The sequence below is a fragment of the Pseudomonas sp. BBP2017 genome, from assembly GCF_003024385.1.
GTDB lineage: Bacteria > Pseudomonadota > Gammaproteobacteria > Pseudomonadales > Pseudomonadaceae > Aquipseudomonas.
Window position 1 is genome coordinate 1 of record NZ_PVZN01000032.1, and the last position, 18,771, is coordinate 18,771.

Consider the following 18,771-nt stretch of genomic DNA (forward strand, 5'->3'; position numbering starts at 1 on the left):
TGGAAAGGTGGATGGCAGCTTTGCTCCCACTCGTGCTTTAAGCACCGCGGACTCACAGCTTGCCATCCACCTCTCTCACCCTAGAGTTTACTTCCGGCCATAGACACAAGCGGGCTTGCCCCGCGATTGACCGCAAATCAGCCGACACCCAATGTACTGACTGAACCTGCCATATCGAGGAACAAAGCAGGCGCGAAAAGCCTGTAGAGAAATCTCCTACGCAAGTTTGGGATCTGTCAGGGAAGACTTACTCGAGTACTGCCTCTAGGGTTGATGCCTTGTGCCAGCCGCCATTGCCTGGCCCTGACAAGGAGTCTGCCCATGACCCGCCAAAGTGCTCAGCGCTACCGCTTCGAACACCTCAATTGCTCTGCGTTGCACCGCACCGTCAGTAGCGAGCGTCGCCTGATCGGCCTCTTCAACGTGGGAGGAAAGCGCCCATGAAGGACTGGCTAACCGAGATCGCGGAAAAAACCTACAGCACCGAACCCCGCAGCGCGTTTGTCACCTGCAAGCGCTCGGTCGCCATCCTGCCCCTGCGCTATGCGGTGATCGGCAACGCCCAAGGGGCCCCGGCGCCGCCAGCGCACCTGCCAGCAGACCTCGCCTTGTCCTCGGCCCAGTACGCCGTACGCGCGATACGCGCCGGTTACCTGTATGTCTTCACCCAACGCCTGCAACAGGACTGGACCTGTGAAGGCGCCTATCAGACCTACAGCAGCGGCCTGTGCAAAGCGTTGTGGCCGGCGCCTGCGGAACGGCCGACCTACGGCAGCGTCCCGGACTTTGGCGACCTGGTTATCCGCATTGCCGACCCCGAAGACGTCCTTGAAGCCCGCCTGCTGTTCACCCCCGATCTGCTGACCCCGCGCATGCTCGCCGAGATCCGCGACGACCCACGCCTGCGCGACACCCTGCGCAAGCTGGATATCCGCCAGCTGATCCAGACCTGCCTGTTTTCCGAGCACGTCCTCGACGTTTCCGTGCTCGACGAGCGCGTCGCCGACCTCAAGGCCCAGAGTTCCAGGCCTCTGCTGGCCGCTCTGACCGAGCAGCTGTTTCCGCCACCCGCAGGCTTCTCGCCGCTGTCCGGAGTGGCTTCCAGGCTTGCCGCCAGCAGCCGGGATGCCCAAGGCTTTGGCGTGGTGCTCGACGATCCGATTGGCATCACCCAGGAGCTCAATGCCTGGCGCAATCAGAGCGTTGAACAGCTGGACACCTTCATGCAGCAGATCGACCGTGAAGGCATCAGCAACCAGCGCAAGCACACGATTGCCTTTGCCCTTGAAAACCTCAGGGTCACCCTCGCCGAACAGGCCGAACAGCGTTACACCGAGCATGCCAACGCCCTCGGCGTGCGCTACACCGACCGCGAGTATGCCAGCGGTAATGCCCATATGGCGGTGGCCTCGGCGGGTAGCTATCGAAGCTTTCGCAACCCGGCCGAGCAACAGCACCGGCAGCAGGCGGAAATCGAGCAAGCGCGTCAAGACAGCTGGAATAACAAGTACGCCTCCTCCGTTGACCAGGCCCGCCTCGACGCCTTCATGGCCGAGTTTGACGCCGCAGCGCAACAGGCCGACGCGATCAAGGACCAACGCGCCGCCGACCACTTGCTCTGGCTCAACAGCCCGGTGCTGCTCGAGGCGTTTGCCTGTTATGACCGAGCCGACAGCGCCAACGGCTTGCTGTTCGAAGCGCAGCTGGGGGTGGCGGTGACAGGCATGAACAGTACCGCGCTGGGCGATGCGCAAATTGCCCTGTGGAGCGACAGCGACAGCATCAGCGCGCACAACTGGTTCTGGCGCGGCCTGGCACAGAATCAAAGCAGTGCCCTTGAGCAGATCAACCTGCTGTTGGCTCAGCGCTCTGACTTGCCGGGCCTGGATGAGCCTCAGCTACAGCAGCTGATCACACCCCTGACGGCCGTTTACGACAAAGCCCACGCCCTGGTCAGCGTGGTCGACATCAATGACCCACCCACCTCTATTCGCCTGAGCGGTGCCGTGCTGCTGCTCAATACCTTCGGCACCCGCCTGCTGCAAAGCCGCCCGGCCTCACTGCTGGATGGGCCGATGAACAAGAGCCTGGCCCTGGTGTACAAGGCGCGGCTGGGCAAGCTGGGGGAAGATTTCCAGTTTGAGAAGCGCAACGCGCCATTGAGTGCGGGGGCTAGAAACAAGGTCGCCAAGGCAGTCAACAAGAGCTTCAGCGATGCGCTGACGCCGGGTGCTGCCGGGGGCCGGCTGGAAGTACGGGTAGGCACCACCCTGGCGCTTCTGGAACTGTGGAACCTGAAGCTCAAGGCGGAAAAAGCCGACAAGGGCAGCCGCGAATACATCGAGCTGACGGCGGCGATGGTGGCGGTGTCGGCCGCCGGGTTGGAGCTGGGGGCGGTGGCGGTTGGTCTGGCGGAAGGCAGTCGTAACCGGGCGGTGAGTCAGGCTGGGCGGTTGATGGGCAGTCAGATGAAGTTGATGGCCGGGGTGTTGGCGGCGGGGGCCAGCGTGGTCGGAATGGCTTTTGACTTACGTGATGGATTCACTGCAGGTCAGGAAGGAAGTAGATCACTTGCAAGCTTCTATATTCTACGTGCTGCGGCTCAAACGGGAAGTGCATTTTTCTCAGCCGCTATTGGACTGGCAAGCGCAGGTCCTTTCTTGGAAAGACTCATTCAATTACATGGTCGAAATCAGTTCCTGGTTTTTTCATACGAAGCTTCATCAAAACTGTCGCTACGAATGGCCTTCATGCTTCGCTGGTGCATAAGGATAAATATATTTATATTCGCCGCCACACTGACACTGGAACTACTTCTTCCAGACGACCTTCAACATTACCTACGCCACAGTACCTTCCGCAAAGAGAGAAGTAATGGAACACCACAATCGGAAGAGCAAGAACTAAAAAACCTTCACAAAGCGATCAAGGCGACCCTCTGATGTATTTTTTTGAATGGCTGCTTTTCGACGGGCGCGCAACTGCAGACTACGCCAAGCTATCAAGAGAAGCTGAGAAACAGAAAAAAAACGGTGAAAAACTCCCTCCCATCCGTACAACCAGAAAAGCCTCAGAAAAAACAACTGACAACATGTCGCTATACTCATACAGCACAATCTACATTGATGTGCGCACACCCAATGATGAAAAAAGAGGAATAATCACACTGCTAGCAGGAAGCGCAGGCATATTAATCGCGTGGATGCTTATCGGAACGCTCTATTACACCGGCGGAGACTATATCGGATTATTCACCAAGGACCGACCTCCTTTAAAAATATATGAGTACCTTTATATATGGATAATGCCTGCCACTTCAATTGCCACGTCTTTTTTTTACATAAAGTACGTCTTACCCTACCTACAACTTGAAGCCTTCACCGCCCGACGCCTGATCGTCCGCTTCAACCGTATCACCCGCAAGGTCTACTTGCTGCGCCCCAAACACTTGGGCGGTGTCGTCGCGCTGGACTGGGACACCGCCGAGGTGTGCATCGACCCCAACATGTCCGAACTGGACGGCGTCGGCGGTTTCGTCATGCTGGGCTGGGACAAAGAAACGAACTCCGTCCGCGACGCTGATGGTAATCTCAAGGACGATTTCGAGATCACCATGGTAGGCAAACCAACCCGCAATGGCTCGGAGCTGCTGGCGTTCTGGGAGTACATCCGGCGCTACATGGAAGAAGGCCCCGAAGCTGCCCCCAAACCCAAAAAGCTGATCGGCAAATTCCCCTGGCCCTGGCGCTCATTCATGGCTGTTTGGCAGTTGGACAGTCGCTTTTTCAAAACACCGCAGCTATGGATCTTCGTGCTGGTCTACAGCTTGCTGCTGCCGTTGATCACGATTCACGCCATCGGGCATTGGATTTCCCTGCTGCTCTGTTATGAGCCGAAGTTTCCTCGCGTCATCGAAGAGGCCGGGATTCCGCCTCCTTGAGCGGCCTTCTCCCAGGCGCTGAACTGTCCAGACCGCCACATATCAACAAACCCCACACAATTCTCTGCCAAACTTCCAGCCCTCACCTATCAGGAAGATTGCATGAACCACGAATTGCTCTGGGTGCTTGGCCTGCTGTTTACCAGCGTGGTCTTGTTCATTGCCAACAAGCCACGTATGGATGTGGTCGCCCTGCTGGTGATCGTGGCGTTACCACTGACCGGTATCCTCAGCGTCCAGGAAGCCCTGGCCGGCTTCAGCGACCCCAACGTGGTGCTGATCGCCGCATTGTTCGTGGTCGGCGAAGGACTGGTGCGCACCGGCATTGCCTACCGCATCGGCGAGTGGATGGCTGATCGCGCCGGCAACAGCGAAGTGCGTTTGCTGGTGCTGTTGATGGTCTGTGTGGCCGGGTTGGGTTCGGTGATGAGTTCAACCGGGGTGGTGGCCATCTTCATTCCAGTGGTGCTGAGTATTGCTGCACGCATGAAGGTATCGCCCAGCCGTTTGATGATGCCGCTGAGTTTTGCCGGGTTGATCAGCGGCATGCTCAGCCTGGTCGCCACACCGCCCAACGTGGTGGTGCACAGTGAGCTGGTGCGCCACGGCGAAAGCGGTTTCAGCTTTTTCAGCTTTACCCCGTTTGGCCTGGTGATTCTTGCACTCGGCGTCGGCTACATGCTGCTGACCCGTCACTGGCTCAGCGGTGAAGTGCGCAAGGACGGCAGCCCGCAAACCCGTCGCACCCTGCTCGACCTGATCATCGACTACAAACTCGCCGGTCGTGAGCGACGCCTGCGGGTGCGCCCGGGCTCGCCCTTGATCGGTCACAGCCTCAGCGAGTTGAAGTTGCGCACCGTGCATGGCGCCAACGTGGTCGGCATCGAACGTCAGCACAAGTTCACCACCCGGGTCATCAGCCCTGACTCCAGCACCACGGTGCATGAGGGTGATGTGCTGTTGCTCGATCTGTTCGCCCCGCGTGATGATCTGCGCAGCCTGTGCCAGAGCATGAAACTCGAACCTCTGCACTTCAAGGCCGCCTACTTCATCGATCAGTCCCACGCCGTGGGCATGGCCGAAGTGGCGGTGGTGCCTGGCTCGCAACTGATCGGCAAAAGCGTGCTGGAGCTGAACTTTCGCAGCCGCTGGGACCTTAACGTGGTCGGCCTGCGACGTGGCCAGAATGCGATTGAAGAACAGCTGGTGGAAGAAAAACTCAAGCTTGGCGACACCCTGTTGGTGATCGGCCCGTGGAAGTCGGTGCGCCAGTTGCAAGCGCAGCCCAAGGACTTTCTGGTGTTGAGCCTGCCGGCGGAAGTCGACAATGTCGCCCCAGCCCTGAACCAGGCGCCCTACGCCCTGATCAGCCTGGCGGTGATGGTCGGCCTGATGATCAGCGGCGTGGTGCCCAACGTCATCGCTGCGCTGATCGCCTGTCTGCTGATGGGCGCCGGACGCTGTATCGACATGAACAGCGCCTATCGCGCGATCCATTGGCAGAGTCTGGTGTTGATCGTCGGCATGCTGCCGTTTGCCTTGGCGCTGCAGAAGACCGGCGGGATCGCCATGGCGGTGAATGTGCTGGTGCAGTTGCTCGGCGAGGCCGGACCTTACCTGATCCTCGCTTGCCTGTTCGCCATTACCGCGATCATCGGTCTGTTCATTTCCAACACCGCCACAGCGGTACTGATGGCCCCGGTGGCGATCAGTACCGCTGAACAGCTGGGCGCCTCGCCCTACCCCTTCGCCATGATCGTCGCCCTGGCGGCTTCTGCGGCATTCATGACACCGGTTTCGTCACCCGTGAACACCCTGGTGCTTGGCCCCGGTCAGTACCGCTTTGCCGATTTCGTCAGAATCGGCGTGCCCTTTACCTTGCTGGTGATGGTGGTCAGCGTGTTCATGGTGCCGTGGATTTTTGCCCTGTGAACGCTGCGGCGTTTTGCTGCTTGAGGGCTACAGCGGCGTTGCGCCAATCCTGCGCCCAGCCATCGAGTACCCGCTTGAGATTTTCGGCGGTCATCACCTGATCGTCGTTCTCCAGCGGCAGGCCTGTGCCCTTGCGCACGACCTCGGCGACCACGGTGCGACTGCCGCCATCGAGGAAGGCCGCTTCAGTGGCAATCACACTGTCCAGGTCACGGATGCCGACGGCGCTACTGACCCCTGCGGCCACCAGGGTCACAGGCAGGTACTCATAGTAGTGCAGTGACTGGGTATGAGCGTCGACCGAGGTGATTGCCGGACGGATAATCAAAGTGTTTGGCCCTGGCTGCTCGACCAGCGTCAGCACTTTGCCCAGCTCACGCTTGAGCGCCACATCGTAGTATGTGCTCACTGCGTTCAAGGTCGACTCGGGGACCCGCGTGCTGGGCTTGGGCTGCGGGTAGAACCGGCTGGGTGCGATATACACCTGGCTGTAGCGTTCCATGCGCAGTTTGGGGCTGACCCAACGCAGCACCGATTCACCCGATGCGGTCTTGTGCTCGCTCAACTGCTCATAGTTGCGCAGAAAGCCGGAATACTCCTTGGGCGACACCCTGTTCTGGCTGCAGCCAACCATCAACAACGACAAACACAGTACCGGGGCGAAAATATGTTTACGCATGGCGAGTGTTCCCGGCCTGGTGGCTGATGGCCCTGGGGGCAGTGCCGGAGCGCTCGACGTGCAACTGACCATTGGCCATGATCCAGTGCACCAGTTCGGCCAGCGGCACTTTGTAGCTGTACTCCATCCATTGACTGCTATTGGGGCTATAGCGTTCGAAGTAATGACTCAGAATCATCTGCGTACCTTCACGGCAAAGGCCCAGGCGCGAGTCCTGGTAGCTGAGCAGCGCATTGCGCCACAGGTCCTGAGTGCGCAGGTCGAGGGTCAGGGATTGGCTGCAGTCAAGGCCGTCGATTGGAGGTTGTGCCGGCATGGAAGATACCCTTGATTTGGACTGCCGACAGGATCGCCCAGGGCCTTTGCTGGCTGATGTCCGCTTTGTGTCGCGGCCGCAGCTTTATTGCATGATTGAAATATGTGACCGACGCAGCAGAATAGTTTTAGATACGCACTTTTAACGCCCCACTGGACCTGATCGTGAGCAGACTGCTGATCGTCGATGACGATGTGGAAATTTGTACCCTGCTGAAGAAATTTTTTGTCATGCATGGCTACGAAGTCGACTTGGCCGCCAATGGCACAGCGATGTGGGCGGCTATCGAACAGCAACGCCCGGACACCATCATCCTCGATCTGATGCTGCCCGGCGAAAGCGGCCTGAACCTGTGCCAGAAACTGCGCAGCAGCACTGGCATCCCGATCATCATGCTCACCGCCATGGACGAGTTGAGCGACCGCATCGTCGGCCTGGAACTGGGCGCTGATGATTACGTGGGCAAGCCCTTCGACGCCCGCGAACTGCTGGCCCGCTTGCGTGCCGTACAGCGCCGCGCTGGCGAGCAGCTGCGCAGTCTCGGTGAGGACACCCGGCCGCTGATCCGTTTCGACGACTGGCAGCTCGATGTGACCCGCCGTGAACTGCGCACCCCGCAAGGGGTGATGGTGCCGTTGTCGGCCGGTGAGTTCGACTTGCTCCTGGTGTTTCTCGAACACCCGCAGCGCATCCTCACCCGCGAACAGTTGATTGATCTGGCCCGCGGCCAGGGCCATGAGGCCTACGACCGCAGCATCGATGTGCAGGTCAGCCGCCTGCGCCGCAAGATAGAACCGGACAGCAAGCGCCCGGCGCTGATCCGCACCGTGCGCAACGGCGGCTATCTGTTTGACGCCAAGGTCAGCCGCACATGATCCGCCTGGGCCTGCACCACGACGGCATCAGTCGGCGCATCGCGCTAACCATCATTGCCGCCATGCTGATCTCGGTGGCGCTGAACATCCTGTTCGTGCAGTTGGCCGGGGTCTGGGCGCGACCGCCCCTGAGCCAGACCGGCCTGCTCGAACAAATCGCCGTCACCACGCGGATTATTGAAGCTGCGCCGCGAGATCAGCGCGAGTCACTGGCACGTGCGGCGAGCAATCCGACGTTGCAAGTGCACTGGAGCACACAGCGCGAGACTCTCCCCCTGCCCGGCCCCGGCACGCTGATCGACCCGCAGCAAGTGCCGGAGTTCCGTCAACTGCTGGCCATTCAACCTCGCCGCCTGGAAGGTTTCCAACCTGCCGATTGGCCCAACGACAGCCCCGAGGCGCACTACAAACTGGTCATGCAACTGGCCGATGGCAGCTGGCTCGACTTCACCCCGCCTTACCGCAGTTGGGGCCTGAGTTCAGGCATGCGCTTTATCATTATCGGCATCCTGGCGCTGATCGCCGCGTTGCTGGTGGCCTGGATCGGCACCCGCCAATTGGCCGGTCCACTGCAGCGTTTTGCCCGTGCCGCCCGACGTTTTGGCAGCGACCTGCGCGCCCCGCCGATCCGCCTGGAAGGGCCCCATGAGCTACGTCAGGCAATCACGGCCTTCAATACCATGCAGGCACAGATCCAGCACTTCATCGCTGAGCGAACGCAGATGCTGGCCGCCATATCCCATGACCTGCGTGCGCCGCTGACGCGTATGCGCCTGCGTGGCGAGTTCATCGAAGATGCCGAGCAACAGCGCAAGCTGTTCCGTGACGTGGATGAAATGCAGAGCATGATCAATGCTGCGCTTGGCTTCTTTCGCGACGAAACTCACCTGGAAACCACCACCCCCTTCGACCTGGCCGAGCTGCTGCAAACCCTGCTGGACGATTACCGCGATCAGCAGATTGCCGTGGATTTCGATGGTCCGGCAAATCTGGTGTACCTCGGTAGGCCGTTGGGTTTGAAACGCGCAGTAACAAACCTGATAGACAATGCCGTCAAGTATGCGCAGTCGCCCTCAGTTCGCCTGAGTAGCAACGCCCACAGCTTGTTCATTGAGGTCCGGGATCAGGGGCCGGGCATTCCGGAGGCGGCGCTGGAGGACGTGTTTGTGCCGTTCTTTCGCCTGGAAAGCTCGCGAAATCGCGACACCGGTGGCGTCGGTCTGGGCTTGCCGTCGGCGCGTACGGCGATTCGTGAACAAGGCGGTGAGTTGACCTTGCGCAATGCGCCTGACGGCGGGTTGCTGGCCAGAATCGTGTTACCGCGGGTCAATGACTGACCGCAACAGCCGTTAACGCCCACTTAACGGCAGACCTCTACATTAGGGTTTCTTCCCTTCAGAACGTCGACTTTGGCTCACCTCGTGTGAGCCTTTTTTTTGCTTGGTGTTAGTGAATCCTCCTGGTGAGAATTTAACAATGCACCATGATTCCCGGGACTAAATAGCTAGGCGCTACGTGAGAAGAGGTGCCGTAACTAACGCATAGAGCAAGCCAGCGAAACTATCGCTGTAATATTTTTCGCACGCTCGTCGGAAGCGGTACCTGATATTTTTGCTAGTTGTGGCCATACCGGCCAGGCCCTACCCTCGGCATGCAAGGTTTTTGCGATCCACTAACTGATTTGAATCTTACTGAGGGAATAGTCATGGACAAATTAGAAGTTTATGGCCTCAAGCCTAATCGCGGGAACACACAGGCCGAACAGATTTTTCAATGCAAGTGGAGGCGCCCAAATGAAAAGTTTGAGGAATTCACCGGGCATGACACATGGATTGACTACGAATTTAATGAAGGACACATTCAAATTGTTGGCCAAATTATTCGCGGTTCGAACTGGGTAGTTGTCAACATCCCCGAGACATACGCTGACCGTACATATGACATTATCACCTTCGATGAAGGTCTAGCAGGCAAGGAAGGCGTGGTGCTGGCGACTGTTCTGGACTCGACCATGATGAGTGATTATAACGGGACAGTTACCTTTGCTCGCGACGAGAAATTCACGGTCAAATTTTCGGCAAAAAACCTAAGGGGGTACGAATTTGAAAATGGGTACTTCCAATTTAACAGCTATTGACTAGCTCTTTGCCCGCCCATACCGGCGGGCTATTTTTAGCTGTACATCCCACGGCCGTTTATGACGTTTTGAAACAAAACCCCGAACGGCTGGTCTGAGCCTGTACCCTCCCTACCGCTGTGCGGATCAAGGAACCACAGTGCTGAAACATCTGACCCGCTTCGCCGTGATCACCACGGTACTGGCCACCGCCGGTTGCTACTACCACGACTACGACCGCGACGATCATCGCTGGGACCGCGACCATCGCTACTCCCGCGATTGGGACGACGACCGCGATGACCGCGACCATCGCAAGTACAACAAACGCTATCGCGACGACGACCGTTATCGTTACTACGACAACGACCGCCGTCGCGACCGGGATGATGATGACGACGATGACGATTGATCGTTATCAGATTTCCCAGATCACGTTGACCGCTGCATAACGCCCTGGCTGGGTCAAACGGCCCAGGCCAGCGGCATCTTCATCACGGCCCTGAACGTCGCCCCAGTTCCAGTACTTCTTGTCGGTGACGTTGAACAGGCCGCCGTTGATCGACACTTGCTCGGTGACCTGCCACCAGGCGTTGAGGTCGAGAACGCCATAGCCCGGGGTCTCGAACTGACGGTCGATCAGCAAATCGGCATCGCCGGTATGGTCGACGCGGTCCTTGGCTTGCACCAGGGTCCAGGTCAGCTGCCCGCCATAAATACCACTCGGGGCATCGTAACCCAGGCCAATGACCGCCTTGAGCGGATCAACGCTATTGAGTGCCTGACCGGTTTCTTCATCCTTGCCACGGGCATAGGCAATCGAACCCAGCGCACGGGTACCGGCAGGCATGAAGGCGTCGAGCTTGATGTCACCTTTGGCTTCGGCGCCACGGATGGTGACCTTGCCCAGGTTACGGGGCTGGAAGGTCAGCAGGCCGGTACCGTTAGGGTCCGGCACGGTATCGGTGGCAATGAAGTCCTTGTACTTGTTGTAGAACAGCGCAATACCGAAACTGCCCAGGTCATAGCGACCGCGCAGACCGAATTCATAGCTGTCGCTGGTTTCCGGCTTCAGGTCCGGGTTGCCGATCTGCTGGTAACCGAACTGCGGGTTGCTGAACTCACCGTACATGTTCACCGGGCTCGGCGCGCGGAAGCCGGCGGCATATTGCCCGTACACGCTTTCATGCTCGGTCAGCTGATAGGTGACGGCGAATTTTGGCGAGATGTGGTCGTCGGTGATGCGCGACGGATCGGTTTCTGCCGGCAGCCCGTTGAGGAATTCGTCGGTGACGTGCGGGGTCTGACGGTAGTAGTCGTAACGCAGGCCTGGCAGCAGGGTCCAGCGGCCGATCTCGATATTGTCCTGAACGAACAGGCCCAAGGACTCGCTAGTCGGATCCGGGAAGTCGCTGACCGGGAAGTTTTCAGTGGCCGGCACGGTGGCGCCGGTGTCGAGGCGAACCTCCTTGCCGGTACGCAGGTTGCTGGCCTCGATGCGTTTGAGCTCGGCACCGTAGATCATGTGATGACGGCTGTCGCCGACGGCAAACTGCTTGTCCGCCTGGGTGTTCAGGCTCCACAGACGCTCGTCGTACTGCGAATCACGCGTACGCACGCGATTGACCCGCGAGACGGTCTGGCGCTGTTGCAGGGTTTTCTGCTTGTTGCTGCTTTCCTGGTAGTTGAGCTGCCATTTCAGCTGGTCGGCCAGCAGGCTGTCGAGGCTCAGGGTGTGCTCGAGGCTGTAGCGGTCACGGTCAATGCTGTCCTTCGATTGCGAACCGAGGATGGCCGGGCTGGTGAGGGTGGCCCGTGAAGTGATGTCGCTCAGCAGGTTGCTGTTGGCGTCGTCCTGATAGCGCTCGTAGGTGAATTGCAGACGATCGCCGTCGGCATAGTCCCAACCCAGCTTCGCCAACAGGTTCTCGGTGGTGTAGTCGAGCGGGTTGGCCTCTTCTCGCGAGCTGCCGACGCCACCGTTGCCACCCCAGGTATCGGTGGACTGACCGTCACGACGGCCCAGGTGCAACAAACCGTCAACCGTACCGGTGCGCCCGGCGAAGGTAGCGCTGCGCTGCCAGCTGTCATCGCTGCCGTCGTAGCCAGTCTTGAATCGCGCGTAAGTGTCGTCGCCCTCTTCGAGGTAGTCGGCGGCATCCTTGGTCAGGAAGCTGACCGCGCCGCCGATCGCATCGCTGCCGTACAGCGAAGACGCCGGGCCGCGGAGGATTTCCACCTGTTTGATGGTGTCGAGGTCGACGTAGTTGCTGCGCACGTCCTGGAACGGGCTGAAGAAGTTGCTTTGCGGAACCCGCACGCCATCCACCTGGGTCAGCACGCGGTTGCCGTCGATGCCGCGGATGTTGGCACCCGACAGACCAAAGCGATTGCCGGTACCACTGACCGAAACACCCGGCTCGTAGCGCACCAGATCCTTGAGGTTCTTGTCGTTGTGCTGATCGATTTCACGTTCGTTGTGCACCGACACCGTGCTGGGCACCTGCAGCAGGGTTTGCTCGGTACGCGTCGCGGTCACGCTGACGGTATCGAACTGGGTAACGGGCTCGGCAGCCAGGGCCAGCGATGGCGAGAGCAGCAGCAAGGCAAGCCAGGAACGCTGGGGAAATGGCGGGCGGATCGACATCTAACTTGACTCCTGATGGCCAGCCCCGTGCGTTAACCGTCGGGGCTGGCGGGGATGTGTTGGATTTTGTTTTGGGCTCAGCAATGCCCCTTTCTGTGAAGGGCCTTTACTGTAAATGCTTCTCAATGGCAGCGAGGGCGACGATAACCAGCTTGACTTACGAATGCAAATTATTGCCATATGCATTAATATTCAATAAGAACTAGATATGCATGAAACACCCTTGGGGCTACCTGGTGCTGTCGGTTGCGCTGCATGTCAGCGCGGGCTGGCTATTGCACTCGCTACGGGCAACGCCCGAGCCCCTGGCGTGGCAAGCGCCGATGGCCATTCAACTGGTCAGCCTGGCGCAAGCCCTCGAGCCCGCACCTGCACAGCCTGCTCGCCCGCAAGCACCACCACCTCAAGCCGCAGCGCCAGCGCCGGCGCCGCTGAAAGCGCCAGTGCTGCCGAAGCCGGTGCCCCCAGCCGCCAAGCCGCTGCCGGTAAAAAGCCAGCCTGCAATCGTCAAATCAGCGCCCGCGCCACGCCCCGAGCCACGCACCAGCCAGACCGCCGTTGCGTCGGCAGCATCGCGCCAAACCACCAGCAAACCGGTATCGCCACCGGTAAACAGCCCCAGCACGCCCGCCCCTGCTACGCCGCCGATCTCGCCAGTGGTCAGCCTGCGCCCCAGTTTTGTCAGCCCTCCGCCGCCACCTCGCTACCCGTCGCAGGCCCGTCGCCGCAACCAGCAAGGGATCGTCCGCGTCGAGGTGTGCCTGGATGAGCACGGCAAGCAACTCAAACTCACGCTGGTGCGCTCGTCAGGGGTGACAAGCCTTGATCAGGCCGCCCTCGAAGCCGTGACCCAGTGGCGCTTTCGTCCCGAAATAGTCGATGGCCGGGCCGTGCCCAGCCGTGTGGAAATACCAATAGAATTCGCCCTTACGGCGAACCGATGACCCTGAAGGAGTTCACCATGACCGCCCCAACCCTCGCCCTGGCTGCCGGACCTGAGCTTTACCAGCAGTGGCAACAACTGCGCACCGAGCAATCGGGCCTGCGCGCCCGCGATGCCGCCGCCAAGCTCGGCATCAGCGAAGCCGAACTGACCGCCAGCCGCCTGGGCGTCGATACCGTGCGTCTGCGCCCGGAGTGGAAGACACTGCTGCCTGCACTGGGCGAGCTGGGTTACATCATGGCGCTGACCCGCAACGAACACTGCGTGCATGAGCGCAAAGGCGTGTATCACGAGGTAACCATCATGGGCAGCGGCCAGATGGGCATGGTGCTGTCACCGGACATCGACCTGCGCCTGTTCCTCAGCGGCTGGGCCAGTGTGTTTGCCGTCGACGAAAACACTGCACGCGGACCGCAGCGCAGCATCCAGATTTTCGACCGCCAGGGCACCGCCGTACACAAGGTGTTCCTCACCGCCACCAGCGAAGAAGCCGCCTGGGCGCCTTTGGTTGAACGTTTCCGTGCCGAAGAACAGAGCGTCGAGCTGGACCTGCAACCGCTGCCAGCCGCCAAAGCCCCGCGTGCGGACAGCGAAGTCGATGCCGACAAGCTGCGCACTGAGTGGTCCGCCCTGCAGGACACCCACGACTTCTTCGCCCTGCTCAAGCGCAATGATGTAGTGCGCACTCAGGCTTTGCGCCTGGCCGGTCATCAATGGGCCGAGCCGCTGGCCACCGTCGAGCTGACCAACCTGATTGAAGAAGCCGGCAAGCGCGAAGTACCGATCATGGTGTTCGTCGGTAACCAGCACTGCATCCAGATCCACTCGGGCCCGGTCAGCAACCTGCGCTGGATGGACACCTGGTTCAACGTCCTCGACCCTGCGTTCAACCTGCACCTGAAAACCACCGGCATCACCGAACTGTGGCGGGTGCGCAAGCCAAGTGTCGACGGCATCGTCACCAGCTACGAGGGCTTCGACGCCAACGGCGAACTGGTCATCCAGCTGTTCGGTGTGCGCAAACCAGGTGTGCCGGAGCGTGACGACTGGCGTACTCTGGCAGAATCCGCGACTCCGATGACCGTCTAAGGAAGCACCTAGATGCGCAAGAAAATCCTCCTGGCCTGCGCTGGTTTGCTGTTCAGCCAGCTGGCCAGTGCCAGCGATGCCCTGCCCCAGCGCTGGGTAAGCGCTGGCGGTGCGTTCAGCGAATGGGTTGTAGCGCTGGGCGGCGAAAGCAAGCTGGTCGGTGTCGACAGCACCAGCCAGTACCCGCGCTCGTTGCACAGCCTGCCCGGCATCGGTTACCAGCGCGCGCTGGCGGCCGAGGGCATTCTGGCCCTGCGTCCGGACATTCTGGTCGGCAGTAGTGAGATGGGACCGCCGCCTGTTCTGGAACAACTCAAGGCGTCGGGTGTACGCATCGAGCTGCTCTCGGCCAAGGCCGATGTGCCCGCCTTGCAACAAAACCTGACAACGCTGGGCCTATTGCTGGGCCAGCAGACCCAGGCACAGGCCCTGCTGAGCAACTACCAGCAGCGTCTGCAACAGCAGGCCGCCGTGGTCAAGCAGGTCCGTCAGCAGCACCCGGCGACACGGGTATTGCTGTTGCTCAGCCATTCCGGGGGCAACCTGCAGGTGGCTGGCAAGGACACCCTGGCGGCCTGGATGATCGAGCAAGCCGGTGGCCAAAGCCTGGGCGGACACACTGGCTACAAGCCAGTGTCCAGCGAAGCCATGCTGGCCCTCGATCCGCAAGTCATTCTCCTGGCCGGTAGTCGTCTGCAAGGCGACGCAGCACGTACCGCGCTGCTTGAGCAGAACCCGGTACTGGCGCAAACCCAGGCCGGTCGTGACGGTCGTGTGCTGGTGATCGACCCGACCCTGCTGGTGGGTGGCCTTGGTCCGCGGGTGCCGGATGCCCTGGCGACGCTGACCGCAGCCTTCTACCCGCACGCCAAGACGCTGAGCGCCGAGGCTGGCCAATGACGGCAATTGTCCGACCGCGGCCGATGCTGCTCGCTCTGGGACTGGTGCTGGTGTTGGTGGTCTGGTTGTCGCTGGCCCTCGGGCCGGTCAGCCTGCCCTTGGGCGAAACACTGAAGGCCGGGTTACGTCTGATCGGCCTGCCGCTGGAGGGCGACGCCACACAGCAGGCAGACCTGATCCTCGGTCAGATCCGCATGCCGCGCACGCTGCTTGGCATTGCTGTCGGCGCGGTGCTGGCGTTGTCCGGGGTAGCCATGCAGGGGTTGTTCCGCAACCCCTTGGCCGACCCGGGCCTGGTCGGCGTATCGGGCGGCGCAGCGCTGGGGGCGGCCATCGCCATCGTCGGCGGCAGCCTGGTCGGCGGACTGCCGGCGGCCATCGAGCCTTATGTGCTGTCGGTGTGCGCCTTCGCCGGCGGCCTGATCGTCACGGCCATCGTCTACCGCTTCGGACGCAGCAATGGCCAGACCAACGTCGCCACCATGTTGCTGGCCGGTGTGGCGATGACCGCCATGGCCGGTGCCGGGGTGGGTCTGTTCACCTACCTGGCCGATGACGCCACCCTGCGCACCCTGACCTTCTGGAACCTGGGCAGCCTCAACGGCGCCAGTTACCAACGCTTGTGGCCGTTATTGATCGTGGCCGTGGCGGTTGCCTTGTGGTTGCCGCGCCGCGCCGCTGCCCTCAACGCGCTGCTGTTGGGTGAATCGGAGGCGCGTCACCTGGGCTTCGATGTCGAACGGATCAAACTGGAGCTGGTGTTGTGTACCGCGCTGGGCGTCGGTGCCGCGGTTGCGGCAGCGGGGTTGATCGGATTCATCGGCCTGGTGGTCCCGCACCTGATGCGCTTGCTGGTCGGCCCGGATCACCGGGTGCTGCTGCCCGCGTCGTTGCTGGCTGGCGCAGGTCTGTTGCTGTTGGCCGATCTGATTGCACGCCTGCTGTTGACACCTGCCGAGTTGCCGATCGGCATCGTCACGGCACTGATTGGCGCGCCGTTCTTCCTCTTCTTGCTGGTACGGGGGCGCACCTGATGCTTGAAGCAGACAACCTGCTGGTACGCCGCGGCCAACGCACGGTACTGGCCAATATCGACATTCAGTTGCCGCCTGGGCAAGTGCTCGCCGTTCTCGGCCCTAACGGCGCGGGCAAGAGCACCCTGCTGGCAGCGCTGTGCGGTGAGTTACCGCTCACCGAAGGCAATGTCAGCCTTGATCAACGCAAGCTTGCCGACTGGCCCGGCCAGGAGCGTGCCAAGCGCCTGGCGGTGCTGCCGCAGAGTTCAAGCCTGAACTTCGCCTTTTCGGTCAATGAGGTGGTCGGCATGGGGCGCCTGCCCCACGCCAGCGGCCGCGTGCGCGATGCCGAAATCGTCACCCAAGCGCTGGCGGCGGCTGACGCCTTGCACCTGGCGCAACGCAGCTACCTGGCGCTGTCCGGTGGTGAGCGGCAACGCGTGCACCTGGCCCGGGTACTGGCCCAGCTCTGGCCCGGCGCCGAGGGGCAGACACTGCTGCTCGACGAACCGACATCGATGCTCGACCCGTTGCACCAGCACACCATTTTGCAAGCAGTGCGCGACTTCGCCGAACGTGGCGCGGCGGTGATGGTGATCCTCCACGACCTCAATCTGGCGGCGCGCTACTGCGATCAACTGCTGTTGCTGCAAGACGGCCTGCCTCACGCCTATGGCCCACCGTCAGAGGTGCTGACCGCCGATGCGCTGGCGGCAGTGTATGGGCTGCAAGTGCTCATTCACCAACACCCGGAACGCGGCCACCCGTTGATCATCGCGCGCTGAAACCGCCCCCTCATCCTGCCGTGATCGAGGGGTAACTCTTTAGCAAGGAATCCCGATGCGCCTTCTGTTGCTCTGCCTGGTCAGCCTGTTGGCGGCCTGCCAAACCCGAGACGTACTGCCACCACCGGCCCCGATCGCGCCACAAGGACGCGATCACGCTGAACTTGGGGTGATCCGCGAACTGGCCAGCGGCCGGACCCTGACCCCACAAGAGCTGGTTCAGCGCCTGGCCGCCGCGCCACGGGTGCTGGTCGGCGAACAACACGACAATCCTGATCACCACGCCCTGCAACTGTGGCTGCTGCGCGAGCTGGCCGGCCAACGGCCGCAAGGCAGCTTGCTGATGGAAATGCTCAACCCGGACCAGCAGGACAAGGTCGATGCAGCGCAGGCCGCGACCCGTGCCGGGCAACCGCCGAGCGATGCGTTCCAGGCCCTGGCCTGGCAGGCCAACTGGGACTGGGGCGTGTACGGCGCGCTGGTCAGCTATGCCCTGCGCCAGCCGTATCCGCTGCTCTCGGCCAACCTGAATCGCTCGCAGATCATGCAGATCTACAAACAGCGACCAGTGCTCGAAGGTGCAGCGTCCACCCGTCCTGAAGTGCAAGCCACGCTGCTCGAGGATATCCGCGAGTCGCATTGCGGCTTGCTGCCCGAATCACAGATGCCAGCGATGCTCGCTGTGCAGCAGCAGCGCGACCGGCGCATGGCCGAAAGCCTGCTGGCCGCACCTACGCCTGCCGTGTTGCTGGCCGGGGCCTTCCATGTACGCAAGGATCTGGGAGTGCCGCTGCACCTGAGCGATCTGGGTGCGGGCGAAGGTAACCAGGTGCTGATTCTGGCTGAGGTGGGCAAGACGGTGACTGCCGAAAGTGCTGATTATGTGTGGTACACGGCGGCACAACCGGTTCAGGATCATTGCGCCAAACTGCGTCGTTGACTTGGATGCCTGTACTCCTTTTTTGAGGTTCTTCGCGGAATCCTGGGGGCTATGATCCTTGGGTTGGGATGATGTGGTTGTGAGCTTATCCATTTTGTGTGGCGATGCTGCCGGCCCCTTCCGCCTTTACGGCGGCCTACTTTCCTCTTGGGGAAAGTAGGCAAAGCCTCCTGAAGTCGCAAAGTTACGGGCGGCGCCTGCACTGGCGCATCTTCGAAATCTGATTCTGGCGGAGCCAGGCTGATGCCGTCGCGGGGCAAGCCCGCGTAAAACCAGTAACGGCTCGCTCTTGCTCTTGCTCTTCATACACGCAAGTTCAGGCGCCGCGGACTGCGACTTCAGGAGGCTGAGTGGAGGTGCCTGTAGGGGCCAGTGCGTAGCACCTTCGGCGTAGCCGAAGAGCGCGAGCCGTAGACTTGGCGAAGCAAGTCGTAGGCCGCGTGGCCCCGGAAGGTGCCGGAGCGAAGGGACCCGGAGCGCAGCGTAGGGCCGGATGCAGGAGCGAGCGGTTTTGCCTACTTTTTCCAAGTGTATGGACCGGAGACATCGCTGACACATGTACGGGGACATGGTTGACACATTATCGCTTGCCA

Annotated in this window: 17 protein-coding genes; 14 read left to right on the forward strand and 3 right to left on the reverse strand. The window is 60.9% G+C overall.

Annotated elements, in window-relative coordinates; translation table 11 throughout:
• Positions 1–321: 321 nt before the first annotated feature.
• From C6382_RS24470 to C6382_RS23405, 4 genes are all read left to right on the forward strand, one after another.
• On the forward strand, positions 322–444 hold the full coding sequence (locus C6382_RS24470) for a hypothetical protein (RefSeq protein WP_256589186.1): 123 nt from the start codon (positions 322–324) through the stop codon (positions 442–444).
• Positions 441–2,942, forward strand: coding sequence for a T6SS effector BTH_I2691 family protein (locus C6382_RS23395; RefSeq protein WP_107026675.1), 2,502 nt, complete (start codon positions 441–443; stop codon positions 2,940–2,942). Before C6382_RS24470 ends, C6382_RS23395 begins: the two co-directional genes overlap by 4 nt.
• Complete coding sequence (locus C6382_RS23400; protein WP_107026676.1) at positions 2,942–3,940, forward strand: DUF6708 domain-containing protein; 999 nt, start codon at positions 2,942–2,944, stop codon at positions 3,938–3,940. The genes C6382_RS23395 and C6382_RS23400 overlap by 1 nt, the downstream gene beginning before the upstream one ends.
• Before the next feature lie 102 nt (positions 3,941–4,042).
• Positions 4,043–5,872 (forward strand): SLC13 family permease, encoded by a 1,830-nt coding sequence (locus tag C6382_RS23405; protein ID WP_107026677.1) that lies wholly within the window; start codon positions 4,043–4,045, stop codon positions 5,870–5,872.
• Here the strand turns inward: C6382_RS23405 and C6382_RS23410 are convergent.
• Together C6382_RS23410 and C6382_RS23415 are read right to left on the reverse strand one after the other, a co-directional pair.
• Entirely contained in the window at positions 5,844–6,551 is a 708-nt protein-coding gene (locus C6382_RS23410; protein WP_107026678.1) for a DUF3313 domain-containing protein, read from the reverse strand. The genes C6382_RS23405 and C6382_RS23410 overlap by 29 nt on opposite strands.
• The gene (locus C6382_RS23415; protein ID WP_107026679.1) at positions 6,544–6,867 is read right to left on the reverse strand and encodes a hypothetical protein; all 324 of its coding nucleotides are present in this window, start codon (positions 6,865–6,867) and stop codon (positions 6,544–6,546) included. Before C6382_RS23415 ends, C6382_RS23410 begins: the two co-directional genes overlap by 8 nt.
• Before the next feature lie 164 nt (positions 6,868–7,031).
• On the opposite strand from C6382_RS23415, the gene C6382_RS23420 reads away from it, so the two are divergent.
• The 4 genes from C6382_RS23420 to C6382_RS23435 all read left to right on the forward strand — a co-directional run bounded on the left by C6382_RS23420 (position 7,032) and on the right by C6382_RS23435 (position 10,270).
• Entirely contained in the window at positions 7,032–7,742 is a 711-nt protein-coding gene (locus tag C6382_RS23420; RefSeq protein ID WP_107026680.1) for a response regulator, read from the forward strand.
• Positions 7,739–9,079, forward strand: a complete 1,341-nt coding sequence (locus tag C6382_RS23425) for an ATP-binding protein (RefSeq protein ID WP_107026681.1) — start codon at positions 7,739–7,741, stop codon at positions 9,077–9,079. Before C6382_RS23420 ends, C6382_RS23425 begins: the two co-directional genes overlap by 4 nt.
• A gap of 368 nt (positions 9,080–9,447) precedes the next feature.
• Positions 9,448–9,879: a hypothetical protein gene (locus C6382_RS23430; RefSeq protein ID WP_107026682.1), complete on the forward strand. Its 432-nt coding sequence runs from the start codon at positions 9,448–9,450 to the stop codon at positions 9,877–9,879.
• A 139-nt stretch (positions 9,880–10,018) separates the two neighbouring features.
• Positions 10,019–10,270, forward strand: coding sequence for a hypothetical protein (locus C6382_RS23435; protein ID WP_178082830.1), 252 nt, complete (start codon positions 10,019–10,021; stop codon positions 10,268–10,270).
• A 6-nt stretch (positions 10,271–10,276) separates the two neighbouring features.
• On the opposite strand, the gene C6382_RS23440 is transcribed toward C6382_RS23435, so the two are convergent.
• Positions 10,277–12,505 (reverse strand): TonB-dependent hemoglobin/transferrin/lactoferrin family receptor, encoded by a 2,229-nt coding sequence (locus C6382_RS23440; protein WP_107026683.1) that lies wholly within the window; start codon positions 12,503–12,505, stop codon positions 10,277–10,279.
• Positions 12,506–12,717: 212 nt separating this feature from the next.
• Here C6382_RS23440 and C6382_RS23445 point away from each other — a divergent pair, with 212 nt between their 5' ends.
• Genes C6382_RS23445 through C6382_RS23470 form a run of 6 tightly spaced genes read left to right on the forward strand, consistent with a single transcriptional unit; the run spans position 12,718 to position 18,178 of the window.
• Positions 12,718–13,449, forward strand: a complete 732-nt coding sequence (locus tag C6382_RS23445) for an energy transducer TonB (protein WP_107026684.1) — start codon at positions 12,718–12,720, stop codon at positions 13,447–13,449.
• A 17-nt stretch (positions 13,450–13,466) separates the two neighbouring features.
• Entirely contained in the window at positions 13,467–14,537 is a 1,071-nt protein-coding gene (locus tag C6382_RS23450; RefSeq protein ID WP_107026690.1) for a hemin-degrading factor, read from the forward strand.
• Between the two features lie 12 nt (positions 14,538–14,549).
• The gene (locus C6382_RS23455) at positions 14,550–15,437 is read left to right on the forward strand and encodes a hemin ABC transporter substrate-binding protein (protein WP_107026685.1); all 888 of its coding nucleotides are present in this window, start codon (positions 14,550–14,552) and stop codon (positions 15,435–15,437) included.
• 50 nt (positions 15,438–15,487) lie between these two features.
• Positions 15,488–16,471, forward strand: coding sequence for an iron ABC transporter permease (locus C6382_RS23460; RefSeq protein WP_178082831.1), 984 nt, complete (start codon positions 15,488–15,490; stop codon positions 16,469–16,471).
• Complete coding sequence (locus tag C6382_RS23465; protein WP_107026687.1) at positions 16,471–17,238, forward strand: heme ABC transporter ATP-binding protein; 768 nt, start codon at positions 16,471–16,473, stop codon at positions 17,236–17,238. The genes C6382_RS23460 and C6382_RS23465 overlap by 1 nt, the downstream gene beginning before the upstream one ends.
• 55 nt (positions 17,239–17,293) lie before the next feature.
• Positions 17,294–18,178, forward strand: coding sequence for a ChaN family lipoprotein (locus tag C6382_RS23470; protein ID WP_107026688.1), 885 nt, complete (start codon positions 17,294–17,296; stop codon positions 18,176–18,178).
• Positions 18,179–18,771: the final 593 nt, after the last annotated feature.

Bases quoted from the DNA above. Each gene is read 5' to 3' on its own strand.
- C6382_RS23465 (WP_107026687.1), top strand. From the start codon at position 16,471: ATGCTTGAAGCAGACAACCTGCTGGTACGCCGCGGCCAACGCACGGTA.
- C6382_RS23445 (WP_107026684.1), top strand. From the start codon at position 12,718: ATGAAACACCCTTGGGGCTACCTGGTGCTGTCGGTTGCGCTGCATGTC.
- C6382_RS23470 (WP_107026688.1), top strand. From the start codon at position 17,294: ATGCGCCTTCTGTTGCTCTGCCTGGTCAGCCTGTTGGCGGCCTGCCAA.
- C6382_RS23455 (WP_107026685.1), top strand. From the start codon at position 14,550: ATGCGCAAGAAAATCCTCCTGGCCTGCGCTGGTTTGCTGTTCAGCCAG.
- C6382_RS23415 (WP_107026679.1), bottom strand. From the start codon at position 6,867: ATGCCGGCACAACCTCCAATCGACGGCCTTGACTGCAGCCAATCCCTG.
- C6382_RS23440 (WP_107026683.1), bottom strand. From the start codon at position 12,505: ATGTCGATCCGCCCGCCATTTCCCCAGCGTTCCTGGCTTGCCTTGCTG.
- C6382_RS24470 (WP_256589186.1), top strand. From the start codon at position 322: ATGACCCGCCAAAGTGCTCAGCGCTACCGCTTCGAACACCTCAATTGC.
- C6382_RS23430 (WP_107026682.1), top strand. From the start codon at position 9,448: ATGGACAAATTAGAAGTTTATGGCCTCAAGCCTAATCGCGGGAACACA.
- C6382_RS23410 (WP_107026678.1), bottom strand. From the start codon at position 6,551: ATGCGTAAACATATTTTCGCCCCGGTACTGTGTTTGTCGTTGTTGATG.
- C6382_RS23400 (WP_107026676.1), top strand. From the start codon at position 2,942: ATGTATTTTTTTGAATGGCTGCTTTTCGACGGGCGCGCAACTGCAGAC.
- C6382_RS23450 (WP_107026690.1), top strand. From the start codon at position 13,467: ATGACCGCCCCAACCCTCGCCCTGGCTGCCGGACCTGAGCTTTACCAG.
- C6382_RS23425 (WP_107026681.1), top strand. From the start codon at position 7,739: ATGATCCGCCTGGGCCTGCACCACGACGGCATCAGTCGGCGCATCGCG.
- C6382_RS23405 (WP_107026677.1), top strand. From the start codon at position 4,043: ATGAACCACGAATTGCTCTGGGTGCTTGGCCTGCTGTTTACCAGCGTG.
- C6382_RS23395 (WP_107026675.1), top strand. From the start codon at position 441: ATGAAGGACTGGCTAACCGAGATCGCGGAAAAAACCTACAGCACCGAA.